The organism is Streptomyces sp. NBC_01294 (genome assembly GCF_035917235.1).
Lineage (GTDB): Bacteria > Actinomycetota > Actinomycetes > Streptomycetales > Streptomycetaceae > Streptomyces > Streptomyces caledonius.
The window spans coordinates 7,978,369-8,004,120 of record NZ_CP108423.1 but is presented as its reverse complement, the minus strand read 5'-3'; the positions used below and the strand labels follow the sequence as shown (position 1 = coordinate 8,004,120).

Genomic DNA, 25,752 nt, shown 5'->3' with positions numbered 1-25,752 from the left:
GGACGGCACGAGGCGGGTCTTCCTGCCGGCCGCTGCCGCAGGCGGTGAGTACCGGCAGTACCCAGACGACGGCGACCCGAACGCCGTACTCCGGCGGCCGGTGAGGGGTCTCCCGTGTGCGCACCCGGCCACGGGTCGGCTGTTTCGGACTCGGGAAGCAGCGTTCCCAGAAGATCACGGCGTGGCGTTCTGGGCGGCGCTCGTGATCATCTATCCGAGTAGGAGAAAGCCGGGCGAACGCATCGAGCGCGGGGCGCTGCTGTGTGCGAGGGCCACCATCGACGGGTGCGCCGCCCTCCCGTTCGCTTCGGTGCGGGAGTTCCCGTCGTACCGGGGCAGGGGAACTTTCCGGGGCTGTACTGGACGGCCACGATGCTGCGGCATGTGGGGTTCGAATCCTGGCTGAAGCGTGATCAGGCGGAAAGACGCTACGGATCCTGGCCTCGGTGGGCTCGGTCCGCGCCCGGAGGTCATACTGCCGTGGGTCAGGTTTCTTCGGGCTCGTCCGGGAAAAGGGGTTCGGGAGAGGGCGGCATGGCTCGCATGGGCCCGCGCAGCCGGGGCCTGGGCGCCTCGGGCGGGTAGGCCTTGGTGGGTGGGTACGCCTCGGCGTGCCTGAGGTAGTCCTGGTAGGTCGCGGCTACGACTTGCGGCATGACCGCGCCGAAGTCCTCCATGCCGAGCACGCCCCGTGCTGCGGCCGAGGAGTTCCCCAAGGTCCGGCTCATCAGATTCGGAAGCGTGCGGTTCAGCCTGGAGGCCAGCTCGACATCCGAGGCGTGACTCTGCCGGTCGTACCGGCTCCAGGCGATGACCAGGCTCATTCCCGCCGGGTTCACCGCCTCCAGTGCCGCCAGTCCGTCCCGCAAGGCCGGCACCAATAGTGCCCACCGGTCCACGAGCAGGATCAACGGCCCGCGCGGAGGTATACGGTTGTCGGCCCTGGAGAGCTCCTCGTCGAATGTGGACATGTTCACCTGGTTGTTCAGGTGGAACGCCAGCTCGGTGGCCATGTGCGCCAGTGGCCTCCTGGAATCGGAGTAGTACGGATTCCAGTCGTCGGGGCTGTCGCCATAGTAGTGGGCGTCACGACCCTCAGGAAGGTCGCGCACGGTGGGTGCCACCACGGCGATCCGCAGGTTGCTCTGATCCGGGGACGAGGTCAGCGTTTCGAAGGCACTCGGAGCCGTCCGGTAGTCGACGCGGCGGCCGACGGCGATGTTCGCGGTGTCCGCTACGCGGACGATCCGCCTGGCCAGTTCGTACACCGCACGCTCGTACTGCTCTGCGTACCCGCGCAGTTTGATCAGACCGTAGAGTCCGTCGGTCGCGTACCGCTCGCCGAACACGCTGTGGTCGAAGTCCAACCGCCTGGCAACATACGGGAGGTGGTGCGGTGGCACGGGAACCCACGAGGCGGGAACGATCGCCTTCACCGCCGAGGCGCTCCGTGCCTGGTGGTAGGCGGTTCTCTGGGCGAAGGCGAACCACTCCTTGCCGCACGTCTCACTGGCGAAGTAGCGCGGGGAAAAGAGGGGTACGAACGTCCGGCAGGTCGCCAGCACCTCTCCGAGGCGGTCCGACCAGCCCTCCCCAGAGCGGAGTTGCCGGTCCATGAACCCCACCGGGTATCCGGACGGCAGGTCCGTCAGAGCCATGACGTGGGAGGACAGGTCGCGGAAGAGCATCTGGACCCACATGTCCGGGTCCGCGCCGGTTTCGCTGAAGCGCGGGGTGTGCGCGTAGCTGAGGAAGAAGTACGGTCGCTCGTCACCGTGATCCGCCACCGGGTTGGCCACCGGATCCAGCGCCCGCAGGGTCCGCGGGGACACCTCCGCGAACGGTGCGCCGCCGGACGGGACCTCCGCATCCCCGTCCGGATCGGGGACAAGTGCCGGAAGGCGCGACGCGGCGTCGGCGTGCTCCGCGATGAACCGGCTCACGGTGTCCCGCGTGCGCAGTGCGTCGCGCGCGCCGAGGCGGGGAGCCAGCCGTTCGCGGACACCGTCCCGGAAGGTCAGGACCGGGCCGCCGGCCACCAGCCCGCCTTCGTCGACCGAAACCAGGCCGCCGACGATCACCTCGGCCATGTCGGCCGGGCTCGCCTCCGGGACCAGTTCCTGCCGCACCAGATGCAGCATCCCCGCACTCGTCTGCGGGTACGTGGAGCAGAGCACGGCCAGCCGGACGGCGGGCGCCGACGCCCGGTGCAGGAAGGCGTCAACCAACTGGTCGGCATCCAGAGGCGTGTTCGGGGGTGTCGGCGTCCGGCTCACCGCGCCCGGCGCCGGGACCAGGACCGCCTCACATCCCTCGGGATCCCCGCGCATGAGCGTGCGGGCCCAGCGCGCGAGGGAGCGCGGTGTCAGTCCGACGACCGGCAGCGGCAGCCAGGTGGTCCGGCGGTCGCCCGGCAGGTCGAACACCTCCTCCATCAGTGGCGGCGCCAGGAAGTGCAGGCGGGCGTTGGGCACACCGGGCGCCCCGGGAGTCGTGACCTTTACCGCCGGCAGATCGAGCCCCGTGTGTCGCCAGATCTTCGGCGGCAGCGGGTTCACGAGCACGGTGGGGGTGGCGCCGGCCCAGCCGTGAATCCGGTCCCACAGCCCGTCCTCGCCTCCGGCCCCCGATACGTAGTCCGAGAAGACGAGCACCAGCCGCCGCTGCTGCGCCGTCCTGGACCCGACGCCCCCAGCGCGGGGCTCCGCCTCCCAGGCGTTCACCTCCCGAACCCGGAGCGTACGGAAGGCTCCCGTCGTGGCGAGGACCTTCAGCAACTCCTCGACGGTATCCCCCCACACGGCCATGGTCGGGGACCGGTCGAGGACGACGGTCAGGTCGAACCAGCGCTCCGGTGCCGGGCGGAACGCGGGGAGAAGTTCACCGCTTCGGGCATAACCGGACACCGTCTCCCCGATGTCCAGCTGCTGTCTGCGCCCCGCCGCCCACGGCCGTCGCAGCGGACGCAGGGCGCGGGCGATCTCCCGGGCTCGGGGCAGTGCGGATGCCCGGGGTACGGACACCTCCCGGGCGGGCACACCGTCGCCGCCGGGGACCGAAGGGCCGTACACCGGAGTCGTCAACGGCCCCCAGGAGCTGAGGCGTTCACGCGGGTCGACAGCCCCGACGGAGCCGTCCGCGGCCCTGCTCGGGTCCGCCCCGCCCTCATCCTCCGCACGACCGCTCCGCGTACGGGCGGCGAGCCAGAGGAGCTCGGCGACGGAGAGTCCGTCCAGGTCCCGGCCGAGTCCGTGGAGCGCCGACACCACGGCCGCCAGCGGGTCCTGGGGCGCCTGGGGCTCCAGGAGCCCCGGGCGTTCCTCAGACACCCGAGAGGTCCTTCATGAGGAGGGCGATGAGCCGCTCGCGTTCGGTCCCGTGCGACCGGGTGGGACCGTTCAACAGATGCAGGGTGCCCAGGAGCTGGTCGACGGCCACGCTCTCGCCCGACGCTACCCGACGTACGAACTCGTCGACGAGTTCCGCGGTCGGCCCCGATTCACCTACTTCCAGCCCCAGATGGCCGTGTACCACGTCACGGATGAGTGCGGCGGTCGGCTTGGGCATGGTGTAGCGCACGCAGCGGCGCAGGAAGGGCGCGGGCAGCTCCTGTTCACCGTTGCTCGTCATCACGATGAAGGGGAACTCGGTGCACTGCACGTGGCCGTCTTCCACCACGTGCCGCACATCGCTCTCCCAGGTCCGCACGCGGGCGGTCTGCTGTTCCTCGCGCATCAGCTCGGCGATGCGGAACTCCCCGCGTTCCAGGACGTCGAGGAGGTCTCCCGGCAGGTCGAGGTCGGCCTTGTCGATCTCGTCGATGAGCAGCGCGCGCGGACGCTTCGACGGCAGCAGCGCGGTGCCCAGCGGCCCGAGGGTCAGGAAGGCCGCCACATCGTCCACCCCCGCGTCCCCGCCCGCCTGCGCCTTCTCCTGCTGGAGCCGGTGGGCGTGGATCCGGCCGAGGGCGTCGTAGCGGTAGAGCGCGTCCGCGAGGCTGCTGCGCGAGGTGATGTGCCAGAGCAGTACGGGCCCCAGCGCCAGCTCCGCGGCGACCTGCTCGATCACCGTGGACTTCCCGGTGCCGGGGCCGCCGGTGATCAGCAGCGGCCGACGCAGCGCGAGGGCCGCGTTCACCGCCTCGGTCAGCCCGGCCGGCGGCCGGAACACGCCGGCCGCCGAGCTCCTCGGGAAGGTGCGCCAGGGGGGCGGTTCGGGCAGGGCCGTGCCGCCCCTCGGCACGCCGTCGCCCCGGTAGTACGCGTCCTGGGTCATGGAGTCCCCTCATCTCGGGTACGGGTCGGGGGAGTCACGGTCCTGAAGAACCGGCAGAAGCGCAGCCAGTCCTCGTCGTCCCAGACCGCCCGGAGATCGGCCAGGTCCGCGCCGGAGACTCCGCGCCAGCGGTCACGGTAGGCATGCGCGAGGGCGCCCGGCATGGCCCACCAGCTCCGGTCCAGGCAGCCGTGCCGCTCCCGCGGGAATCCGTCCGGCGCGTGCGGCCACAGCAGGACGGGCGTGTAGGCGAGCAGCATCTCCATGAGCCGGGCGTCGGCGCCGGGGTGCTGGGTGAGGCCGATGCCCCGCGTGTAGCGGCCGCTACGGAGGTGCCCGCGCAGGAGGTGCGGATCGGCGAGGTCCTCGTACGCGAGCCAGTCGACGGGCGTACCGGCCTGGTGCTGCGAGATCGACTGCCAGCGCTCGGCGACAACGGGCTCGACGCTGCGCAGCACGGCGTCTGGTGTGAGCCGGTTGCTCCAGTGCAGCCGCACCTCGTAGCGGACCCCCAGCAGCATGGCGACTCCGGCCTCCTCGGGCCGCCAGGCCAGGAGCAGCCCGCTGGGCACCGCCAAGTCAAGCCGTTTCAGGGGGAGATCCAGCAACCGGGCATGCTCCTCGGCCCACAGCACCGCGTCCTCGACCGCGTTCTCGGCTCCCTTGCGGTCCGCCGTCTCACTGGAAAACTGCTCGTGGTGGATCATCGCACCGTCCAGGAGCAGCCAGCCGTCCAGCACTTCGGGCCAGTCCCCGATGAGGGAGGAGTGCAGACTGACGACCAGGCCGAGTCGCTGGCCCTCCGTACGCCGGGCGGCGTGCTCGATGGCGTCGTTGACCTCGACGGGGGCTTCGATCCGCTCGGCCCAGGAACGCAGTTCGGGGTCCTTGAGGTCCTTCCCGCAAGCCTGGCCGAGCAGCGCCACGAAACGGGCGACGGCGCGCCTGCCGTCCGGGTCGTTGGCGGGATGGTTGAAGGTCAGCTCGTCGATGACGGCGATGTCGGTGAGGTGGGGGTGGTCGGCCGGCAGCCGGCCCTCGGCCGCGAGCATGGTGTGCAGCGCGTGCCGGATCCGGGCGGTGGTGAGCTCGCTGCCGATCCAGCCCCGGACGAACTGCACCGTGCGCACTGCGACGAGCAGCCCGTCGACGCCGCGCAGCGCGCGTTCACGGGCCGCGGCGGGCGGGTGCGACAGGAGTTCTGCTCGGCACCGCAGAGCCGCCCCCAGGTCCGGGGTGGCGTCGGGCACGGGCATCCGCGGGTCCACGGCAGCGAGCGCCTCGGTCAGCTCCTCCGCGGCAAGTCGGCCGCCGAGCCCACCGAGCAGACCCTCGCGGACCCGCGCGTTGCGCGCGATCCACAGCGTCTCCCGGGCCGAGCCGTCTCCGTCGTAGTCGAATCCAGTGACGTTCTGGCCGATGACGACGGTGCGCAGGGCGTCGCGCACCTCGCTCACGCCCAGGGTGCTGCCCGCCCCGGGCCGCCCGGCGCGCAGGAGTTCGGTCAGGTGCCGGGAGAATACGAGATCGACCGCCGGCTGGCCCAGGGACGAGGCCATCAGCAGGCCCAGCCGGGTGCGGCCGTTGCGTGCGCCCCCGGCGAGGTCCTCGGCCGGGGGTGGCGCCCCGCCCGCGTGGCAGGTGTCGACGAGGCCGAGTACGCCGTCGATTCCGGGGTGGTCCACGGCGACGGCCAGCAGATCGCGCACGTTCACGGAGTCGTGCCGGAGGTCTTCCGTGGAGTCCTCGCACATGAGGTGCAGGGTGCTGGTCCGGCCCGGCGTGAATCCGTGGCCGAGGAAGGCGAGGACCAGCGCGGCATGGTGCCGCGCCGCGTATCCGATCGCCTCGTCCACCGTTCCCCGGACGGCGCTGCTGGTCAGGCCGTCACCGGCGACCAGCGCGCTGCGCCCGTCCGGCAGGCCGGGTTCGCACGCTCCGAGCGAGGGGTCGGTCAGTACCTCGTACAGCCCGTTGGCGGCCTCCTCCAGACGCTCCAGCCGCACCATCGATCCACAGTGCGGGGCCACCACCAGGACGTGACGGCGGCCGCCCAGGCCGCCTCTCACCCGGAGCCACCGCCGCTGCCGGGCCCACCCGCCGTTCCGGCCAGAGCTTGCGCGACGGGACCGGCGACGGCCGGCTGGGCGAGGTACTTTGCGGCGTCGTGGACCCAGGTGCCGTCAGAGTCCACGCGCCGGCTGGTTGGGGCGACTCCGCCTCCGCTGGGGCGTAACTCCTTTTCCAGGTGGGGCCGAACGGCGATGATGTCGTCCCGGTCCCAGAAGTTGAGCCACTCGCCGACGCTCTCGGGGACACTCGGGGGCTGAGGGAGGAGCCGGGGCCACACCACGGTCCGCGTGGCGATCGGCGATCCGAGGGTCACGAACAACGGGACCGGTGTGCCGAGTTGATGCAGGGTCTCCAGGGCGACGACCGAACCCAGGGAATGCGCCACCACGACGGCCGGTCCGTCCCCGATCGCCTCGGCGACCCGGGCGCGGATGCGGCGGTCGAGGCTGATGCCCTGAGCGTCGGGCTCGGCACGCGCCAAGTAGCGGGCCACCTGGCCGAGGTGGCTCACCATCATCTTGGGGGTGATCCACCGGGCCGCGGCTCCCCACGGCTTGAGGGCCAGCAGTGTGGTCGCGACGTTGAGCGCGCGGCGTACGACGGCCAGGCTGCCCTGCTCCTGCGCTCTCGGCTCGGCCTCCGACCGGGCGTGATCGAGGATCTTGCGATCCCGCTCGTCGGAATGCTCCGCGGCCAGCCCGTCCACCCATGCGACGAGCAGATCCGAAAGGATCTCCGCCTCCGCCCCGACCCCACCGGCGGCGTCGGGGGCGTCGGGGGCGTCCCCGCCCTGGGCCTGCCCGCGCCCGAAGAGGTCGGCGTAATGGACGAACGCGTGCCTGCCCGATTCGTCGGAGACCAGGTCACGGGCGGCTGCGGAGTGCCCGGCCTCCCGCATCCCGGCGGCCAACGCCCGATTCCAGGCGGTGAGCTCCCGAGCCGGGTTGCGAAGGCCGCCGATCCCGTGGACGAATACCAGGCGCGACTCCATCAACCGCCTCCCCATGGCAAAGCGCAATGTCCACGAAGGCTAACAACCGCCGGAGGCATGCGGGCCCTGATCGCGATATACGGCCGGACCGGGCAGTGTCCTTTGGTGGTGAGATTCCACAGGCGGCCCGGGCGGAACTGCCCTTCCACCTGCCGGGCGCGGGTGGCCGGGTTGATCCGCTGGATCACCTACGGCCCCGACGCGTGAGCTGCTGGGAAGACCGCACGGCAGGCACTACAGACACTGGCGTCAGAGGACCTCCACAGGCCAGGCCACTGGCTGTCGTCATGAGAAACGAGAACCTGCACTGCCCGTGAACCAGCCGGCGGGTGCGACTCCTGTGCGGCTTCAAGGTGCCCGAGCTCGGCGGGGCACGGCGGGTCAGGGAGCGCCCGGCATGCCGGGGTTGCGCCGGTGGCGCAAGGCGGGTTCGCGGCGCAGGCGCCAGAAGGCAGCGAGGAAGCCGATGGCCTGGAGGGCAGCGCAGGCCGTCAGGCCGTGGCTGCCGAGTGCGGTCGCCGGTGTGACGGCGACGAGGATCCCGGCGAGCGGGAAGGCAGGAGCATGATCAGGATGGTGATGCTGAGGGTGACGCCGAAGACCTGTTCGGGGATGAGGTCGGAGCGCAGGGTGCGCAGGACGACGGTCATGCCGCCTTCGCCGGCCATCAGTACGGCGGTCAGGACGAGGAAGTGGGTGTAGGTGCCGGCCTGGGAGACGGCGAGGCCGGCCAGCGCGGCAACGGCCGCGCAGGCGGCTCCGGCGGCCAGAGGCCGACGCGGTCGATGGCGAAGCGGCAGCAGGCGACCGCGAGGAGGGAGGCAGCCGCTGCGGCCGACCGGATGAGGCCGACGGCGGCACTGGAGTAGCCCAGGTGCTGGACGACGGTGATCGGTGCGGCGGCCTGGAGCATGCCGGTGGCGATGTTGGAGACAGTGAGTCCGGCGATCAACCACGCGAGGGCCGGGAGGGAGACGAGGGTCTTCCATCCCGTGCGCAGTCCGGTGAGCGCGGATGGGGCGGCGGGGACGAAACGGGGCTCGCGGTGCCAGGGGGCGAGGGCGGCGCCCAGGAGGGAGCAGGCCGCGATGGTGATCAGATTGCCGGTGACTCCGGCCCAGTGCAGGAGGAACCCGGCAAGGGCGGGGCCGGCGAGGGTGGCGGTCTGGTCGATCCCCAGGAGCACCGATTGCACGCGGTGGGCCCGCTCCCCCGCGTCCTTGCTCGCGGTGGCGCCCGCGGTCTAGGCGGCGATGTAGGAGAACTCAGTGGCCACACCGGTGATGGCGGCGAGCGCCATCACCGTGATGGCGGCTCCAGGTCCTCCGGCCTGGGTGGGCAGGATGGCCGCCGCGGCCAGGACCACCAGGGCACGCAGCGCCGAGGCGATGCGGAAGACCCGCTTGGTACCGTGCCGGTCGACCATCGATCCGGCCAGGAAGAACGCCGCGAGGCGGGGGATCCACTCCAGCGCGAACGCAAGGCACCCTCTACTGCGCACTGCTCCTCCCCCGGTACCGCAGGCGGTTCACACGCGATGACCAAGCGGAGGAGACCCTGCCGAAGGCCTCGCAGGCGGACCTCACCTGAGATGGCGTCAGCCTTTCGCGTGATCCGTTCCTGGCTCGGCGTGCAATGCCCGATGGTCGGGCAGACGGCCTGTCGGCCATGGAGGAGGCGACGCCCTCCGGCTCGTACGCGAGGTGGGCCAGTCTGAGGTGGCCGTCTCGCCGGCGATCTGCTGCGTACTGATCGTGCCCGGTACGACGCGGTCCGGCTGCCGATCCGCAAGTGCGGGGGTGTGCGTGGTCAGAGGCGCACGACGACCAGGGCGATGTCGTCGCGGGCGCCGCCGGCTACGCCGAGGCGGGACAGCAGGGCGTCGGCGAGTTGGTTGGGGCTCATGCGGGCATAGTCGGCCAGGGCGTGGGTGAGCCGGTGCAGGCTGGTGTCGATGTCCTCGCTGCGGCGTTCGATGAGGCCGTCGGTGTAGAGCACCAGGGTGTCGCCACTGGTGTAGGGCGTGGCGGCCTGGGGCCGGGTGACGTGTTCGGGTCGGGCTCCAAGGGGCGGGTCGGTCGCCTGGTCCAGCAGGTCGCAGGTTCCGTCGGGGTGCAGCAGGACCGGTGGGGGGTGGCCGGCGCTGCTGTAGGTGATCCGGTGCCGGCTGGCGTCGATTACGGCTTTGAAGGCGGTGGTGGCCACTGCTCCTTCGACCGATCGGGCGTAGAGGCCGAGGACCTCCAACGATCTGGCGGGCTCGTGGAGTGCCCTGGTGGCGGCGCTCAGTGCGCTGCGGAGCATGCCCATGATGGTGGCGGCCTCCAGGCCGTGGCCGACGACGTCCCCGACTGCGACACCGAAGCAGTCACCGGGAAGGTCGACTACGTCGTACCAGTCGCCGCACACGTTCAGTGACCCGACGGCGGGCAGATAGCGCACGGCAATGTTCCGGTGCGCGTCGAGGTCGGGCGAGTGCAGCATCGCCTCCTGCAGCGTCACGGCGATCTGGCGTTCGCGGGCGTGCGCCTGGCGCAGTTCCTCGTTCAGCCGTTGCAACTCCCGTGCTCGCGCGTAGAGCTCGGCTTCCATCGCCTCCCGCTTACCCAGCGTGCCGCTCTGTGGGTGGCCGGGGCGGGAGAGGACGAACTCGGTCACGTCCTCCACCCGGTGGATGATCCACACCACCTCCCCGTCCGGCCCGAGAACAGGGGTGTTGATGGGGGACCACCACCGCTCCTCGAACATGCCGGGCTGGGACACCACTGGGATGTCGTACTTCTGCACTGCCATCGTGTCCGGTTCCTTCGACCGCAGGACCCGGTGCAGCGAGGCCCCCAGGTTCCGCACCCCGTCGGCGTTCGGATCCTCCGGATTGTCCGGGAAGGCATCGAACAGGTACTGCCCGACCAGCTCCTGCCGACCCCGCGCGGTCACCCTCAGGTAGGCATCATTGACATCGACGATCACCAGGTCGGGGTCCAGCACCAGATAGGGACTGGGCGTGGCCGCGAACAACAACTGGTGATCGATCTGGCTTACCACTGGCCTTGCGCCGGTCCTTCCGCTGGTCGCGGGTGCTCCTGCCAACCTACGAGGCACGCCGCGTCCGCGCCTTCCGGCTCGGCCATCGGTGTACTGGCTGCACGGGATGGTGGCTGGCGTGCTCGCGGTCCCGCTCTGGTTGTGGGCAGTGTTCGCCGCGACGGGGTGGTGTCGCCGGCGGTGGACTTCCTGGCCCACCGGCAGCGCGCACGTCATCGGCTTCAAGGAGGCCGCGGCCTGGAGCGGGCTGGGGTGAGTCCCGCCCTGATCCTCGGCGCGGTAAGCGACGACGCCTTCATCATGGTCCGCACCGCAGGGCATGTCCTGGGTCCGGAGGTGCTGGGCAGCATCGAGTACGGCACGAGCGTGCTCGACTGCCGCCTCGTCGTGGTCTTCGGGTATGGCTCCTGCGGCGCCGTTGCAGCGGCCCGCGCCGGCAGCCGCTGCCGGCGGTCACGGTTTGCAGTCCGTCTCGTCGTCGGGGTGGAAGAGGTTCTCGATGGGTTCGCCGAACAGGGCGGCGATCTTGAATGCGAGGGGCAGGCTGGGGTCGTAGCGGCCTGTTTCGATGGCGTAGATGGTTTGCCGGGATACGTCGAGGTGGTCGGCGAGGTCGGTCTGGCTCCAGCGGCGTACCGCCCTCAGTTCCCTGAGCCGGTTCTTCACCGGGTTCGAGGGGTCTTGAACAGCAGGGCTGCGATCCAGGTCAGGATGCTTGCGAGGAAGCTGATCTGGACCAGCTGGCGCAGGTCGCCGACCCCGGCCGCCTGGAGGAGCCCGACGGTGTAGATCGCCGTGATCAACACGCCGAATCCGATCACCAGGGCTTCGAGCTGGCAACGGCGCTGGTACTCGTCGGCGCGGCGCAGGCTCCTGATCACGGCCCGGACGATCCACAGCCCGGGGGCGAGGTTCAGCAGCGACCAGAACAGCTTTCCCGAGTCCGCCGAACCGAAGAGGCCGAACTCCGAGATCAGGCTGAGCAGCCCCAGGGCGATGACGGCCGGCAACCAGTCGACGAACCAGGCGCGGGTGCGGACCGTGTCGCTTCGGCTCTGCCGGTTCTCTGATGATTTCCCCATACGCCAAACAAACGTAAAGGGACCTTGTCTCAATGTAAATGGTCCTTGTCACAGAAGGTGGCGGTCCGTCGCGGTGCCGGCGAAGGAATCACCGGGTGCGGCGCTACTGGCGGCCCCTGCACGGATCCGCCCCCGGACCCCGAGGCGGCGGCAGCGATCCGGTCCGCGCCAGGTTGGATTTCCGCCCGGACGGCAGGCCGGGCAGCAAGTACGAGCATGGCGGCGAGTACTTCGAGGGACGGGAATCTGCCGCCACCCGCTTGCTCGTCAGTGACGACCTGGTGGTCGTCTGGGAGGCGGGTGCAGGGGTGAACGACGACATCGGGGATGCGGACGTCGTGGCAGGCGGGCCACTCGGGACTCGGCGGTCCGCTGTTGCACCCTGAGACGTTGCGGGAGACCGCGCCCGAGGCCGTCGTCGCCGCGCTGTACCCGCACGTAGGCGACGCACTGACCGACTCCGGCGACGAGGAGTTCGTACGGGCCGGAATCGCCGGCCTGCACATGCGGCCTGCACCCCTCCCGCCCCGGCAGGGGTACCGGCCGACGTCGGGTGCCGCTCATAGCGGACGGAATGAAACCTTCCGCAGGAACATGATCACGGGTGAGTCTTTTCGGTCAGGATGGAACCCGTTACTCAGGGTAAGGGAGGTCGCCCGGCTCCCCCTTGGGCCCCCTGATCCCCCTTGCCCCACCCGCCCCACGGTGCGCGTACAACGGGCAGGAATTCACGCGGCCGTACCCCGGGTAGTGCAAAGGATTTCCTGATCCGTGCCCACCACGCCGCAAAACAAGTCCGAAAATGGCAGGTTTGCTTTGACTCTTGAGCGATCGATCCGTGAATGTCGTTCACATGTCCGACACATCCCGAGCCACCGCCGGTGGCCCTATGCGCTTGCGCGACTTCCGACTGTTACTCGCGGGAGCTGCGACCGGACAGCTCGGTGCACAAGTGACACTCGTGGCGCTGCCCCTCGTCGCCGTCCTCGAACTCGACGCTCCTGCCTTCCAGGTGGGCCTCCTGACCGCCGCGGAGACCGCCGCCTTCCTGCTCGTCGGGCTGCCTGCCGGAGCGCTCACCGACCGGATGCGCAAGCGGCCCCTGATGATCCGCACGGATCTGCTGCGCGCCGTGGCCATGGCCAGCATCCCCGCTGCCGCGCTCGCCGACGTCCTGACCATGGCCCAGCTCTACGCCGTCGCGCTCGTGACCGGCGTGGCGACCGTGTTCTTCGACGTCGCTCATCAGAGTTACCTGCCGCAGATCCTGCCCCGTGATCAGCTCATGGCCGGCAACGGCGCACTGGAGACCGTCCGTTCCACCGCCCACGTGACCGGCCCCGGCATCGGCGGCGGACTGGTCCAGCTCGTCGGAGCGCAGTTCGCCGTCATCGTCGACGCCATCGGCTACCTGCTCTCCGCCCTCTTCCTCCTACGCGTCGAGCAGACCGAGGAGGCGCCCGAGCCCGCAGCCGCCGGGGGCTCCCTGCGCAAGGAGATCGGCGAGGGCGTCCGCTTCGTCTTCGGCCATCCGCTGCTCCGTGTCATCGCCCTCACCACCGGCCTCGCCAACTTCTGTACGGCCGTCCTCATGGCGACGCAGACCGTGCATCTCGTCCGTGTCGTCGGGCTGGAGGCCGGCGGACTCGGGCTGGTGCTGTCCGCGTCGGCCGTGGGAGGGCTCCTGGGCGCCCTGTGCGCCGGGCGCCTCGCGGCAATCCTGGGGCAGGCCCGGGTCATGCTCCTGTCCGTCCTCGTGACCGGCCCGTTCGCGCTGCTGTGGCCCCTGTCCGGGCACGGTCTCCCCGGGGCGGTCCTGTTCGCCGCCGGATCGGCGGTCGTCTCCTTCGGCGCCGTCGTCTACAACGTCGCCCAGGTCAGCTTCCGCCAAGGAATGTGCCCACCTCGGCTGCTCGGCCGGATGAACGCCACCCTGCGCTTCCTCATGTGGGGCACGTTGCCACTGGGCGCGCTCCTCGGCGGAACCCTCGCCCAGTCCTACGGGTCGCGTACGGCGCTCGCCTGGTGCGCCGTCGGCATCCTCGCCGTACCGCTGCCGCTGATGCTCTCCCCGCTGCGGCGGATGCGGGACCTGCCCGGTCCACAGGACGACGGTGGCGCCGGCACCGACGCCAAGGCCGACGCCGACACCAAGGCCGAGGCCGGTGCCGGTGCCGGTGCCGGCCACGGGACACGGCGGGACACTGCCTCCGCCGACGGCGACGAACGGCCGACCCCCGCACCCACCGGCTGACCACCGGCTGACCACGGGCTGACCACGGGCTGACCGCCGCCCGGCCACCATCTGCCGCCAAGGACGACCCCTGCGCGGGCACCGCCCGCCGCCACCGACCACACCGCCATACCCGCAAGGGCCGCGCCGGCGTTCCGCGCGACCGCGGCCACGACACAGAGGACCACGTGCGCAGCATCACGAGTCAGTACCTGGCCCGCTACCGGCGCCTCACCGGCGACCGGTCCGACAGCGTGCTGCCGGTCACCGGAGCACAGCGCCGCTTCCTGCTGGTGCGTTCGCTGGACCCGTCGGGACGCCCCGACGTGGTGCCGATGTTCTTCGCGTTCCCTCACGGAACCATCGACCCCGAACGCCTGCAGGCAGCGGCGTCCAGGCTCGCCGCACGGCACACGGCCCTGCGCTCACGGCCCGCCGTCGTCCGAGGCACTCCCGTCCTGTGCGTCGCCGATCCGGACGTCGGCGTGACCCGGCCGGCCCTCGTACCGGGAGAGTCGCCCGCCGACGCGCTCCGTCGCGCTCTGGAATCCTGGGATGCCCAGGGTCCCCCCTTGCGGCTCTTCCTCGTACGCGACGAGGAGCGCGAGGAGGAGATCCTCGCCGTCGCCCTGGACCACGCCGTCTGCGACGGCCGTTCGCTGGCGCGGATCGTCGACGAGCTCGGCGCCGCCTACAGCGAGGAGGCCACCGATTCCCACGCCGCGCCAGGGAGACGGAAGGCGAACTCGCCGCGTACCGGGACGCGGTCCTGCGTCAACTCGCCGCCGAGGAAAGGGCGGAGACGCCCGAAGCGGCCGCGTACTGGGCTGACCGGCTGCGCACGCTGCATGCCCACGCTCCGGCGCCCAGTCCGGCCCGCGTGCCCGAGGGCACCCGGCCCAGTGGAGCCGCGCAGGCCCGGCTGCCCGCGTACGACGGCGGCGTGTCCTTCCCCGGACTGCTCGACGCCTGCCGCTCCGCAGCCCGCGAGCTGTACGGACGCGGCCGCACGGTCCCGCTCGGCTACCCGTGGGGCGGCCGTCCCCCTGGAGCGGAGCCGGTCGTCGGCTGCTTCCTCAACACCCTCGTCTTCCCGGCCGACACCGACTACGGAACCGGCGACGAGCCCGGCACCGGAACCGGCTCGGAGGCGACGGCCGACGCGTGGTGGGACGACCTCGACCGGGCCGACGTACCGTTCGACGCGATCGTGACGGCCGCGCGGGCCGCCGGCTCGGGCTGGACCGGAGGCCTCGACGGACTGCTCACCGTGGACGACGACAACCGTCGCCCGCCGCTCGTGCTGGCCGGTGTCGAGGGACGGGAGGTCCACGTCGACGGCCGACCGGTCCGCGGTCCCTTCGCCGTCTCCATCACCCAGGGAGCGGAGATCCGCCTGCGGATGGTGTGGGACCGGGCGGTGCTCGACGACGAGACCGCGCAGCGGGCGTTCGAGGCGCTCACCCACGCGCTGCGCCCCTCGGAGCCCACCGTGCAGTGACCCCACCGCCCGCCGCCGCCCCTCCGCCGCAGGTCCCCGCGTCCCACGGCGGCACCCAGGATGCCCGACTCCGGCGCCCCCGGGCGCGTCACCGCCCCGCGGCCACCCCGCGCCGGCGCTCACAGGCAGCCCGCACCACCGGCACACCACACCGCACCACCCGGCACACCGCACCGCAGCGCAGCCCACGCCGCCGCGCACCCGAGCTTCCCTCCACGGCATCCCCCACGCAGAAAGCGGCGCCGCGCGACCCGCGAATCCGCCCGCACGACCACCGGACACGACCGTGACCGGCACCGGAGTCCGACCCGACAACCTCAGGGATCGCCCATGCTTCCCCTCTCCTCCTCGCAGGAGATCGTCTGGCTGCACGAGCAGATGCAGCCCGGCAGTCGCGCCTACAACTTCACCGCCTCACTGGACCTGTGGGGCACGCTCGACACCGAGGCGCTGCGCCGGGGGCTCGACGCCACCTTGGCGCGCCACCCCGGTCTGCGGCTCGAACTCGTCGCCTCCGCCGGGTCCGTACCGGCGCAGCGGGTCGCGCCGCAGTGTGCGCCGAGGCTGCACACGATCGACCTCGGCACGGAGGAGGACCCCGAGGCGGCATTCGCCCGTCTCCTGCGTACCGAGGCCGAGACACCGCTCGACACGTTCGAGGCGCCGCTGATCCGCTGGACGCTCGTACGACTGGCCGAGCGCCACCACCGGCTGATCCACGTCGAGCACCACCTGATCCACGACGGGCACTCCTTCGCGATCCTGCTCGACGACGTCTTCCGCGTATACCGCGCCCACGTCCTCGGCGAGACCCTCGAGCTCCCGCCCGCCTCGTCCTACGCGGACCACGTCCTGGAGCGGACCGAGGCCGCGTACGCGCCCGAATCGCTCGACTTCTGGCGGGCCGAACTGCACGACCAGCAGCACGACCTGCCGCTCCCGGGCCTGACCCGCCCCGGTGCCCGCCGCAAGCACCACGGCGGACAGCTGCGCCAGACGATCGGCGCCGATCTCGCCGAACACCTGCGCGGACACGCCCGTTCACGCGGCCTCACCCCCTTCTCCACGCTCCTGGGGCTGTTCGCCGAACTCCTGCGCCGGCACAGCGGCCGCTCCCGGATGGTCATCGGCACCGCCGTCGGCAACCGCCCCCTCGGTTACGAGGACGCCGTCGGCATGTTCGTCAACACCATCCCGCTGCCGCTCGCCCTGGACGGCGCCGCCCCCGCCCAGGACACCATGGACGAGGTCACCGACACCCTCATCCGGGCTCTGCCGCACCAGGACGTACCGGTCCAGGAGCTGACCCGGGCGCTCGGCATGCACACCTCCGGCGCCGACAACCCCCTCTTCTCCGTCATGTTCAGCGCCCACGACGCACCGCTGCCCGAGATCGACATACCCGGTCTCGACATCACCCTCTTCGAGGGCTTCAACACCGGCACCACCCGCTTCGACCTCGACGTGGTCCTGCTCCCGGACGACCGTCGCGGCGTCACCCCGCGCCACGGCTCGCCCGGTATGACCCTGGTCTGGGACTACGACGTGGACCTCTTCGGCGAAGACGTCGCCCGATTGCTCTCCGGCCGCTTCCTGGACCTGCTGCGCGCCTATCTCGACAGCCCCGAGACTCCCCTGGCCGAACTGGTACCGACCGCCGTGGAGCCGGCCGCCGAGCCCGTGCCCGTTCCGGCCGACCGCGATCCGCTGGATCCCGTGGCCGCGCACCACCCGTCGCAGCCGGCCCTGCTGTGCGGAGCCCGCCGGCTCACCTACGGCGAACTCGACGACCGCGTCGGCTCGCTCGCCGAGCGACTGCGCGCCGCCGGTGTGACGGCCGGCCGGCCGGTGGCCGTGGTCCTGCCCAGAGGGACCGACTCGCTCGTCGCCCTGCTCGCATGCCTGCGGACCGGCGCCGTCTACTGCCCGCTGTCCCCGTCCGATCCGCCGGCCCGGCTCGGGCTGCTGCTGGAGCGGCTCGCCCCTGCGCTGGTCCTCACCGGTGACGGCACCCCGGCCCTGCCGGAAGCACTGCCGACCGCCCGGATCGACGCGCCGGTCCTGCCCCCCGCGCGCGGAACGGCCGAACTTCCCGGCACCGCCTACGTCATCCACACCTCGGGCTCCACCGGGACGCCGAAGCCGGTCGCCGTCGGCCACGCGGCGCTGGTGCACCATCTGACGGCGGCCGCCGACCGGTTCGGCCTCACCACCTCGGACCGGGTCCTGATGTTCGCCCAGCCGTCCTTCGACGTGGCGCTCGAGGAGGTGCTGCCGGCTCTGCACGCCGGTGCCTGCCTGGTCCTGCCCGAGTACGAGGTGCCCACGGGCGCGGAGCTCGCCGAACTGCTGGCGTCCGCCCGGGTCACCGTAGCCAACCTGCCCACCAGCTACTTCCTCGCCACCCGCGAGGACCTGCGTCCCCCGCTGCGTGACGGGAGCTGGGCGCCCAGGCTCCTGGTCCTCGGCGGCGAGCGCCTGCCCGTGGAGGCACTGCACGGCGTCCTCGCCGACACCGACGCCACCGTGCTCAACGTGTACGGCGTCACGGAGGCGGCCATCAGCTCGACCGTCCACGAGATCTCCCGCGACGCCCTTGCCGAGGGCGCCGAGATCCCCCTGGGCACCGAGCTCCCGGGCGAGCGGGTCCACGTCCTGGACGCCCACCACCGCCCGCTGCCGTCCGGCGCGGTCGGCGAACTCGCCGTCGCCGGGCCCGGTCTCGCCGAGGGCTACGCGGGCAACGCGGAGGCGACGGCCGCCCGGTTCGTCACCGTCGACGCACTCGACGGGCAGCGTGTCTACCTGACCGGCGACCTCGGCTACCGCGGTCTGGACGGTCTGCTGTACTTCCTCGGGCGGCGCGACAACCAGGTCAAGCTGCGCGGTCACCGCATCGAGCTGGAGGAGATCGAGGCGGCGGCGTCCGCGGCTCTGGGCGGGCGGTCCTGCGCCGTCGTACTGGACCGGGAGAGCCCCGGCGGGCCCAGGCTCGTCGGCTTCCTCCAAGACCGAGCCGACGGCGCGGCCTTCGACGAGAAGGCGCTGCACGCCGAGTTGAGCCGCCGCCTGCCCGGCCCCCTCGTGCCCGCCCGGTGGGCACGGCTGGACAGCATGCCGACCCTCGCCGGCGGCAAGCCCGACCGTACGGCTCTGTCGCGCCGAGCGGCGGCGCTCGACCCCGACGACGCCGCGACGTCCCAGCCCGGAACCAGCGCCGAGCCCGGGCCTACGGCCACCGCCGTGTCCGCGGTGTCCGCGGTGTCCGCGGTGTCCGCGGTGTCCGCGGTGTCCGCGGTGTCCGCGGTGTCGGACGATCCGATGACGGCTCTGCTCACCGAAGGCTGGCGCAAGGTGCTCGGCCACAGCCGCTTCGACGCCCGCTCCCACTTCTTCCACAGCGGGGGCCATTCCCTGCTGGCCGCCGAGCTGGCCGCCTGGCTGGAGCCCCGGCTGGGCACCCGCCCGCCGTTGAAGGTGCTCTTCCGCAACCCCGTGCTCGCCGACCAGGCCGACGCCCTCGCCACCACCGCCCTTTCCACGGAGTCGTGATGACCCAGTCCCCGACCGCGCCCGCCATCCCCGCCGTCCCCGCCATGCTCTTCGACACCGGCCTCGTCACCGACACCTCGCTGAGCATCGCCCATGGCCCCTCCGCCGAACCGACCCGGGTGCTCGCCCGCTTCGAGGACTGGGCCCGGCGTACCCCGCAGGCCCCGGCAGTGATCGACCGCACACAGATCTGGACGTACCAGGACCTCGACGCGGCGGCCGCCCTGGTCGCCGCCGACCTGGCCGATCGTGTCCGGCCCGGTGACCTGGTCGGCGTCTGCCTCGACCGGTCCACCGCCCTCGTGGTGACCGCCGTCGCGCTCGCCCGGCTCGGCGCCGTCTACCTGCCGCTCGGCCCCCGCCCCGGCGAACGCCGCATCCAGGCCGTCACCGAGGACCTCGACGTCGCCTGCCTCATCGGCGACCCCGATGTCCTTCCCGCGGAACACCGCGGCGGGGAGCACTTCCCGCTGCTGCTGCCCACTGACGGCGTCAACGCCCCGGCCGCCGCGGTGGCGGCCTTCTCCGACTCCGTCCGTGGCACCCGGCGCGCACCCGAAGGCGCCCTGTACGCCGTCCTCACCTCCGGTTCCACCGGCCGCCCCAAGGCGGTCGCCGTGGCCGAGTCCTCGCTCTCCGTCGCCCTCGACTGGTACCGGGCCGAGACCGGCCTCGCACCGGGCGACCGCCAGTCCCTGCTCATCGGTGTCGCGTTCGACCCGCACCTGCTGGAACTGTGGGCCGCCCTGACCTCGGGCGCCGCCCTCGTCCCGGCCCCGGACGACACCCGCTGGGACTCGCACGTGCTCACCGACTGGTGGCGTGACACCGCCCTCACCCACGCCGTGGCGGCCACCCCCACCGTGGAACCGCTCCTGGACCGGCCGTGGCCGCAGGACCTGAAGCTACGTCACCTCGTGGTCGGCGGCGACCGCATGCGCCGCCGCCCCGCCGCCGACGTCACCGCGACCGTCCACAACGCCTACGGCCCCGCGGAAGCCACCGTCGTCACCACCACCCACACCATGCGCGGCACCGACCCGGAGGCCGGCGACCAGGCCCCGCCGCCCATCGGCACCGCGCTGCCGGGCGTCACCCTCGTGGTCACGGACGTCGAGGGCCGCCCCGTCGCCCGCGGGCAGGAGGGTGAACTGCGCGTCGGCGGCCACTGCCTGGCGCTCGGCTATCTTGACCCCGAACTCACCGCACGCCGGTTCACCGCCCCTCCGCAAGAACTGGCGCTGCCCGCGGTCGACCGCCTCTACCGCACCGGCGACCGGGTACGGATGAACGCCGACGGCAGCCTGGACTTCCTCGGCCGCCTCGACGACCAGGTGAAGATCAGCGGGGTGCGGATCGAACCGGTCGAGGTGGAAGCCGCCTTCGAGCAGGACCCCCGGGTACGCACCGCGGTCGTCACCGTGCTGCGCGACAGCTCCGGCCACGGTCGCCTCGTCGCACACGTACGGCCCGCCGACGGCGCCGAACCCCCTGCCGGGGATCTCCTCGCCGCGGTCCGGGCCTGGCTCCCCGAGCAGGCCGTCCCCACCGCCGTTCGGATCGTCGACGGCTTCCCGCTCGACGCCAACGGCAAGGTGGATCGCCCCGCCCTGGCAGCCCAGGCCCAGTCCGGGTCCCAGGCCACGGTGCCGCCCAGGAGCACCACCACGGGCGACCTCGCCGACGACCTTGCCGCCGCCGCCACCGCCACCGAGCGGCTGGTGCTGACGACCGTGCGCGAACTCCTCGGCCGGCCCGGAACCGGCCTCGGTGACAACTTCACCGACGCCGGCGGCACCTCCATGGTCGCCGCACGGCTGCTGGCAACCGTCGAACGCGAGACCGGAGTACGCCTGCGCGCCCCCGAGCTGCTGCGCAGCACCGACCTGCGGGCGTTCGCCGCCCTCCTCGACCAGCGCCTGACTGCGCGCCCGGAAGGAGCCTGACATGACGCCCACCGCCCTGCCGGCACTCGTCGCGCGGCACGCCGGACTCACCCCCGACGCCCTCGCCGTCGTGGACGGCGACACCACCCTCACCTACGGCCGTCTCCTCCAGGCCGGCCGCGCTCTCGCGGCACACCTGCGCGAACACCACGTGACGCGCGGCGACCGGGTGGCGCTCCTGACGACGCGCTCGTCCCGCACGATCGTGGCGCAGCTCGGGCTGTGGCTGGCGGGAGCCGTGTGCGTGCCGCTGGATCCCGCCCAGCCCCGCCCGCGCACCGAGGCGATGATCGCGGACGCGGAGGTGAAGCTCACCGTCGGCGACGCGAAGCTGCTGGACGCGGCCACGTTTCCCGGCCCCGTGCTCGCCCTGCCCGAGGAGCCGCTCACGACCGGTCGGCCGGTCGACGAGTCCGACCCGGACAGCCCGGCATTCATCATGTTCACCTCCGGTTCCACCGGCCGCCCCAAGGGCGTTCTCGTGCCGCACCGGGCCATCGCCGAGCTGGTCACCGGACCCGGTTACGTCACCCTCACCGGCCGCGACCGCGTCCTGTTCCACTCGTCCATGACCTTCGACGCCTCGACGTTCGAAGTCTGGGCAGCGCTCGCCAACGGCGCCGCAGTCGTCGTCTGCACCGAGCAGCGGCCCTCCCTGGAGGACCTGGCCCGGCACGTCGAGCGGCACGGCGTGACGGTGGCGTTCTTCACCACGGCCCTCTTCCACCAGCTCGCCGCCCGCCGCTCCCGCGTCTTCGCCCAGCTCCGCTCGGTCGTCGTGGGCGGCGAGGCGATGGCTGCAGCACAGGCCCGTGAGGTGCTCACCGCCTTCCCCTGGCTGGAGCTCGTCAACGGCTACGGGCCGACCGAGACGACCACCTTCGCCACCGCCCACCGGGTCACCGCGCAGGACTGCGAGGGCCCCATACCGATCGGCAGGCCCGTCGCCGGGGCCACGGCGCACGTCCTGGACGCCGACGGTCACCCGGTGGCCGACGGCGACCGGGGCGAACTGTGGATCGGCGGCAGCAGGCTCGCCCACGGATACACGGGCCTGCCCGCACTCACCGCCGAACGGTTCGTCGAGCATCCCGCCGCCGACGGGCGGCTCTACCGTACGGGCGACATCGTCTCCCTCCGGCCCGACGGCATCCTCCGGTTCCACGGCCGCAACGACGACCAGGTGAAGGTCCGCGGCTTCCGCATCGAACCCGCCGAGGTCGAACACGCCCTCCGCCAGCAGCCGGACGTGGACGACGCCGCCGTCACCGTCGACGGCGCCGGCTCCCCCGAGGCACGCCTCGTCGCGTTCGTCGTTGCCGCGCCCGGCCCCGTGCCCCACGGCGCGGCACTGCGCGAGCGGCTCACCGCAGTCCTGCCGGCCCACCTGGTTCCCGACGCGGTCACCGTGCTGGAGCGGCTTCCCCTCACCCCGGCCGGCAAGGTCGACCGGCGCGCGCTCACCGGACGCGCGCACGCCGCCGGGAATCAGCCCGCCGACCAGCCGGCGGCGCGGATGACACCGCTGGAACAGGCCGTCGCCGCGGTGTGGAGCCAGGCACTGGGCATCGAGGTCACCCGCGCCGAGGACGAGTTCCTCCTCGTCGGCGGCCATTCCCTCCTCGCCCTCGCCGTCACCGAAGACCTGCGGGAGGAACTCGGCGTAGAGCTCTCCCTCGCCGACTTCTTCGCCGCCCCGACCGTAGCCGCGCAGGCCGCGCTGGTCGAACGCGCCCTCCTGGCCGCCCACGCAGACCTCCACCCCGAGATCCCGGAGCACAGCGATGTCCACTGACACCGACTCCGCGGCCCGCGACCGCAAGGAGCAGCTCCAGCAGGAGCTGCTGCGCCGGGCCCGCGCCGGAACCGCCCGGCGCACGACGGCCGGGCCCACCGCCGGTGCGAGCGCCGCTGCGGAAGGCCACGCACCGCAGGACACCGCCCACCCCGGCGCCACCAGCGCACCGGCCGGAAGCGTCCCCCTCTCCCGCGCTCAGCGCCGCATGTGGCTGATGGAACGGCTCGGCGGCGCGGGCGACTCGTACCACGTGCCGTTCGCCACCCGTGTGCGCGGTCCGTTCGATGCGGCGGCGTTCGCCACCGCCCTCACCCGGCTGGTGGCCCGGCACGCCATCCTCCGCACCCGCTACGCGGAGCACGAGGGCGAGCCCTGCCAGGAGGTGCTGCCGACGCCGCGGACGGTCCCCGTACACGTCGTCGACACCGATGTGGCGGACGCCCCGGCGCTGCTGCGGCGCGAGGCGGTCCGGCCGTTCGACCTCGCGGCCGGCGACGCCGTACGGGCGTTCGTCCTGCGCCACGGCCCGCAGGACCACACCCTGCTGCTGACGTTCCATCACATCGCCGTGGACGCCGCCTCACTGGAGACCGTGGCCACCGAACTCGCCGTTCTCTACACGGCGGCCACCGACGGAACGGGCCGGCACACACTGGCCGCACCGCCGCAGTACGCCGACCACGCGCGCCGCGAGCACGACGGCCTGCCCGGCTTCGAGGCGGAACTGAACCGCTGCAGCGACCTGCTGGCCGACGCCGCCCCACCGCGCCTGCCCCAGCCGGCGGCGGCAGCGCCGCAGACGGCCGTGCGTCCCGGGGCCGTGTGCAGCGTGCCTCTGGCGCCCGCCGTGCCTGACGCCCTGCGGGCGCTGGGTGCACAGCGGCAGGCCACGCTCTTCGCGGTGTCGCTCGCCGCGGCCTTCGCCGCACTGCACCGCCTCACCGGCGACGACGACCTCGTCATCGGCGTGGCGGGCACCCATCGCAGCGGAACCGCCATGCGTGGCCTGGTCGGCCTGTGCGTAAACACCCTGCCCGTACGGGTGGACGTCTCCGGCGACCCGTCGTTCGCCGAACTGCTGCGACGCGTGAGCGACGCGCTCCTCGAAGCCCAGCGCCACCGGCACATCCCCTTCGACCTGGTCCTCGAACGTCTCGGCGCCGGGGCCCGCGGCGCCGACGGCACCGCACTGGTCCGCGTCACCTCCGACGTCCTCGGCGAGCCGACGGTACTGCGGCTGCCGGGTACGTCGGCCGAGTACGTCGACGTCCCCTCCGACGGCGCGAAGTTCACCCTGTCCTACGGCCTGGTGCCGGGCGGCGACGCCGCACAGCCCCTGGCACTCGTCCAGTACGACGCGAACGCGCTGGACGACACCGTGGCGGAGGCGGCCGTACGGGACTACGCGGCGCTGCTCCACGCGGTCGCGGCCGACCCGCAACTGGCCTTGAGCAAGCTGCCTCTTCCCGGCCCGAACGACAGCTCCGGCCCCCGGGACGCCGCCGATCCGGAGGGCGACGGCCACCCTGCCGCGCAGGCCCTGCGCACCCACCCGGGCGTCGCCGACGCCACGGTGGTCCAGCCCGAGCAGGGACCGCCCGTGGCCTATGCCGTCCTGCGCGACAGCGTCGGCCCGTCCGGTCACGAACTGCTGGGCCTGCTGCGCCGGTCGCTCGCGCCCGAGGCCGTGCCCGCCGCGGTCACAGTGCTCGACGCGCTGCCGCGCTCGGCCGCCGGGCCGCTCGACCACGCCCGGCTGCCCGGGCCGTCCACACCGGACGCCCCGTCCGGCCCCCGGGCCGAAGCGGTCAGGGAGACCTTCGCGGCTGTGCTCGGTGTCGCCCCGTCGCCGGACGACGACTTCTTCGCCCTCGGTGGCCACTCGCTGAAAGCCGTGCAGCTCGCCGAACGGCTGCGTACACACCTCGGACTGCCGCTCACGGGCCTCGACGTGCTCCAGGCCCGTACGCCCCGGGCGCTGACCGCGCTGCTCGACGAACGGGAGGCACGGCAGAGCGCCGCGAAGGCCGCGAGCAGGCCGGCCCCCCGCTCCCGGGACATCCGCCCGGGCACGGTGCTGGTCACCGGCGCGACGGGCGGAGTGGGCGCGTTCGTCGTGCGTGAACTCGCCGCGCAAGGCCGCCCCGTGCTGGCGCTCGCCCGGCCCGAGTCCGCCCATCTGATCGCCACCGAGGGCGTCGACGTCATCGAAGGCGACCTCTCCGACCTGGCCGGGCTGCGGGACGCCGTCGCGCAGGCCGACGCGGTCGTCCACGCCGCCTGCACCTTCACCCGGCACGACGTGGACCGGGCGGCGATGGAGACGATGGTCGACGCCTGGCGGCGCGGACCGTTCGTCTTCGTCAGCAGCGTCGACGCCTACGGACACCCCGGGACGGAGCGGGTCGCCGAGGAGTCGGCGCCCCGCGAGCCCGTGAGCCCGTACGGGAGGGCGAAGCTCGACTGCGAGGCGATGGTGCTGCGCGCCGCGGGGACCGAGGGACGCGGGGGCGCGAGCGCCGTGCGGTCACCGATCGTCTGGGGCGCGCACGACCGGCTGCGCGAACAGCTGCGCTGGGGCGCCATCGGCACCCTCTACCAGTCCGCCCGCCAGGGCCGGCCGATCGACCTGCCACGTCCCGGTACTGGTGGACACCGCTGGTACGGAGCCGCCTGGGTGCACGCGGCCGCCCTGGCCCGCGCGGTGGCCGAGAGCCTGGACCGGCCCGTCCACGGAGTCGCCAACGCGTGCAGCGGCCACGTGTCCTGGCACGACCTGGCGCAGGACCTCACGGAACTCCTCGGCACCCGCGCGGACTTCCGCACGACCGAGGCGGTACCCCAGGACCTCGACCACCGCTGGCACTACGACAGCGCACGCCTGGCCCGGCCTCTGCGCGCACGCGCGGGAGAGGACCGGCGGACCGTGCTGGCAGAGATGATCGGCGCCATGACACCCGACAAGGCCTGACACACCGCTGCGCCCGGAGCACCCACAGGGGGCTCCGGGCGCAGCGCCGAGGTGCCCCCGGGGGCGCCAATGGGGCTCCGAAGCAGCTGTGGATACCGCTGCCCAGGCCGAGGTGCCGGCCGGAGACGACGATGCCGCCGAGCTCGCCCCGCACGTCGTGGACCCTGTGCGGGGAGTGTGGCGGCCCGAAGGGCCGATTCGTGATGCGGCGCAGCCGGTCGTGGTCCGGCGGGCGCGCGATGAAGACCGGCGGCAGGGCCGATTCGCCGCCTTCGGACTGCGCCA

General features: G+C 72.5%; 14 protein-coding genes and 3 pseudogenes. 8 read left to right on the top strand and 9 right to left on the bottom strand.

Annotation, left to right across the window (positions count from 1 at the left end):
• Positions 1-485: 485 nt before the first annotated feature.
• The 6 genes and pseudogenes from OG534_RS36225 to OG534_RS36200 all read right to left on the bottom strand — a co-directional run bounded on the left by OG534_RS36225 (position 486) and on the right by OG534_RS36200 (position 10,384).
• Positions 486-3,329, bottom strand: a complete 2,844-nt coding sequence (locus OG534_RS36225) for a TIR-like protein FxsC (RefSeq protein ID WP_326586184.1) — start codon at positions 3,327-3,329, stop codon at positions 486-488.
• Positions 3,322-4,275 carry an AAA family ATPase gene (locus OG534_RS36220; RefSeq protein WP_326593269.1) on the bottom strand — a complete coding sequence of 318 codons (954 nt, stop codon included), beginning with the start codon at positions 4,273-4,275 and terminating at the stop codon, positions 3,322-3,324. Before OG534_RS36220 ends, OG534_RS36225 begins: the two co-directional genes overlap by 8 nt.
• Positions 4,272-6,344, bottom strand: coding sequence for a hypothetical protein (locus OG534_RS36215; RefSeq protein WP_326586185.1), 2,073 nt, complete (start codon positions 6,342-6,344; stop codon positions 4,272-4,274). The genes OG534_RS36220 and OG534_RS36215 overlap by 4 nt, the downstream gene beginning before the upstream one ends.
• Positions 6,341-7,339 carry a hypothetical protein gene (locus OG534_RS36210; RefSeq protein ID WP_326586186.1) on the bottom strand — a complete coding sequence of 333 codons (999 nt, stop codon included), beginning with the start codon at positions 7,337-7,339 and terminating at the stop codon, positions 6,341-6,343. Before OG534_RS36210 ends, OG534_RS36215 begins: the two co-directional genes overlap by 4 nt.
• A gap of 381 nt (positions 7,340-7,720) precedes the next feature.
• Positions 7,721-8,819: pseudogene (locus OG534_RS36205) on the bottom strand (MFS transporter); the annotation flags it as partial.
• A 329-nt stretch (positions 8,820-9,148) separates the two neighbouring features.
• Positions 9,149-10,384 (bottom strand): PP2C family protein-serine/threonine phosphatase, encoded by a 1,236-nt coding sequence (locus OG534_RS36200; protein WP_326586187.1) that lies wholly within the window; start codon positions 10,382-10,384, stop codon positions 9,149-9,151.
• 118 nt (positions 10,385-10,502) lie between these two features.
• On the opposite strand from OG534_RS36200, the pseudogene OG534_RS36195 reads away from it, so the two are divergent.
• Together OG534_RS36195 and OG534_RS36190 are read left to right on the top strand one after the other, a co-directional pair.
• Positions 10,503-10,634 (top strand): annotated as a pseudogene (locus tag OG534_RS36195) (TerC family protein); the annotation flags it as partial.
• A gap of 38 nt (positions 10,635-10,672) precedes the next feature.
• A pseudogene (locus OG534_RS36190) lies at positions 10,673-10,819 on the top strand (carbonic anhydrase); the annotation flags it as partial.
• An 18-nt stretch (positions 10,820-10,837) separates the two neighbouring features.
• Here OG534_RS36190 and OG534_RS36185 read toward each other — a convergent pair.
• Together OG534_RS36185 and OG534_RS36180 are read right to left on the bottom strand one after the other, a co-directional pair.
• Positions 10,838-11,050 (bottom strand): helix-turn-helix transcriptional regulator, encoded by a 213-nt coding sequence (locus OG534_RS36185; RefSeq protein ID WP_326586188.1) that lies wholly within the window; start codon positions 11,048-11,050, stop codon positions 10,838-10,840.
• A complete protein-coding gene (locus OG534_RS36180; RefSeq protein WP_326586189.1) occupies positions 11,047-11,466 on the bottom strand; it encodes a hypothetical protein in 420 nt (139 codons plus the stop codon). The genes OG534_RS36185 and OG534_RS36180 overlap by 4 nt, the downstream gene beginning before the upstream one ends.
• 853 nt (positions 11,467-12,319) lie before the next feature.
• Between OG534_RS36180 and OG534_RS36175 the strand changes: the two genes are divergently transcribed.
• On the top strand, positions 12,320-13,720 hold the full coding sequence (locus OG534_RS36175; protein WP_326586190.1) for an MFS transporter: 1,401 nt from the start codon (positions 12,320-12,322) through the stop codon (positions 13,718-13,720).
• A gap of 404 nt (positions 13,721-14,124) precedes the next feature.
• Here the strand turns inward: OG534_RS36175 and OG534_RS36170 are convergent, their stop codons facing one another.
• Positions 14,125-14,418, bottom strand: coding sequence for a hypothetical protein (locus tag OG534_RS36170; RefSeq protein WP_326593268.1), 294 nt, complete (start codon positions 14,416-14,418; stop codon positions 14,125-14,127).
• A 161-nt stretch (positions 14,419-14,579) separates the two neighbouring features.
• Here OG534_RS36170 and OG534_RS36165 point away from each other — a divergent pair, with 161 nt between their 5' ends.
• The 5 genes from OG534_RS36165 (at position 14,580) to OG534_RS36145 (ending at position 25,467) form a co-directional block, all read left to right on the top strand.
• A complete protein-coding gene (locus OG534_RS36165) occupies positions 14,580-15,200 on the top strand; it encodes a hypothetical protein (protein ID WP_326593266.1) in 621 nt (206 codons plus the stop codon).
• 330 nt (positions 15,201-15,530) lie between these two features.
• Entirely contained in the window at positions 15,531-18,752 is a 3,222-nt protein-coding gene (locus tag OG534_RS36160) for a non-ribosomal peptide synthetase (RefSeq protein WP_326586192.1), read from the top strand.
• Positions 18,752-20,698: a non-ribosomal peptide synthetase gene (locus OG534_RS36155; protein WP_326586193.1), complete on the top strand. Its 1,947-nt coding sequence runs from the start codon at positions 18,752-18,754 to the stop codon at positions 20,696-20,698. The genes OG534_RS36160 and OG534_RS36155 overlap by 1 nt, the downstream gene beginning before the upstream one ends.
• A 1-nt stretch (position 20,699) precedes the next feature.
• Positions 20,700-22,493: a non-ribosomal peptide synthetase gene (locus OG534_RS36150; protein WP_326586194.1), complete on the top strand. Its 1,794-nt coding sequence runs from the start codon at positions 20,700-20,702 to the stop codon at positions 22,491-22,493.
• A complete protein-coding gene (locus tag OG534_RS36145) occupies positions 22,483-25,467 on the top strand; it encodes a condensation domain-containing protein (RefSeq protein ID WP_326586195.1) in 2,985 nt (994 codons plus the stop codon). Before OG534_RS36150 ends, OG534_RS36145 begins: the two co-directional genes overlap by 11 nt.
• Positions 25,468-25,752: the final 285 nt, after the last annotated feature.

Coding starts and splice junctions, on each gene's coding strand:
- OG534_RS36220 (WP_326593269.1), bottom strand. CDS start 4,275: ATGACCCAGGACGCGTACTACCGGGGCGACGGCGTGCCGAGGGGCGGC.
- OG534_RS36210 (WP_326586186.1), bottom strand. CDS start 7,339: ATGGAGTCGCGCCTGGTATTCGTCCACGGGATCGGCGGCCTTCGCAAC.
- OG534_RS36180 (WP_326586189.1), bottom strand. CDS start 11,466: ATGGGGAAATCATCAGAGAACCGGCAGAGCCGAAGCGACACGGTCCGC.
- OG534_RS36175 (WP_326586190.1), top strand. CDS start 12,320: ATGTCCGACACATCCCGAGCCACCGCCGGTGGCCCTATGCGCTTGCGC.
- OG534_RS36160 (WP_326586192.1), top strand. CDS start 15,531: ATGCTTCCCCTCTCCTCCTCGCAGGAGATCGTCTGGCTGCACGAGCAG.
- OG534_RS36155 (WP_326586193.1), top strand. CDS start 18,752: ATGACCCAGTCCCCGACCGCGCCCGCCATCCCCGCCGTCCCCGCCATG.
- OG534_RS36150 (WP_326586194.1), top strand. CDS start 20,700: ATGACGCCCACCGCCCTGCCGGCACTCGTCGCGCGGCACGCCGGACTC.
- OG534_RS36145 (WP_326586195.1), top strand. CDS start 22,483: ATGTCCACTGACACCGACTCCGCGGCCCGCGACCGCAAGGAGCAGCTC.